The organism is bacterium (assembly GCA_020440705.1).
In the GTDB taxonomy this organism is placed as follows: domain Bacteria; phylum Krumholzibacteriota; class Krumholzibacteriia; order LZORAL124-64-63; family LZORAL124-64-63; genus JAGRNP01.
The window spans coordinates 1-565 of record JAGRNP010000361.1; the positions used below are offsets into that span (position 1 = coordinate 1).

2 protein-coding genes are annotated in these 565 nt (G+C 61.8%); both read left to right on the plus strand.

Features of this window, described 5'->3' with window-relative positions:
- Positions 1-129: prepilin peptidase (locus tag KDM41_18790; GenBank protein ID MCB1185472.1), on the plus strand; the 129-nt coding region annotated here is incomplete at its 5' end.
- Between the two features lie 91 nt (positions 130-220).
- A partial coding sequence (locus KDM41_18795; GenBank protein MCB1185473.1) for an MBL fold metallo-hydrolase occupies positions 221-565 on the plus strand: 345 nt, incomplete at its 3' end.

Sequence of the window (565 nt, forward strand, 5' to 3'; positions counted from 1 at the left end):
TTCGGCTGGCTGATGCTCCGCGGCAGGTGCTACGACTGCGGCGCGCCAATCCCGATCCGCTACTGGCTGTTCGAGCTGTTCTTTGGAGCGCTGTTCGCTCTGGCGGGCTGGTGGTTTTGGCCAGGGTAGCAATCGCCAATTATCCCCCGGTGAATCACCGGGGACTATCTATGCTAGAATAGATCCTTTCCCGGCTCCTCACTCACGGCTCCCCTCACCAATGATCCGACTCTCCTTCTACGGCGCGGCGCAAACAGTTACTGGCTCCAAGTACCTGCTCGAAGTCGATAATACGTCGGTGCTCATCGACTGCGGCCTGTTCCAGGGCCTCAAGAAGCTCCGCGAGCTCAACTGGGCCGGCACGCCGTTCAAGCCTGGCGCGCTGGACGCGGTGCTGCTCACGCACGCACACCTGGACCACGTGGGCTACCTGCCGCGCATCGTGAAGGAGGGCTACCACCGCAAGGTGTTCTGCACGCCGGCCACCGCGAAGCTGGCCGAGATCATCATGCTCGACTCGGCCAAGATCCAAGAATACGACGCGCAGTACGCGAACAAGAAGGGC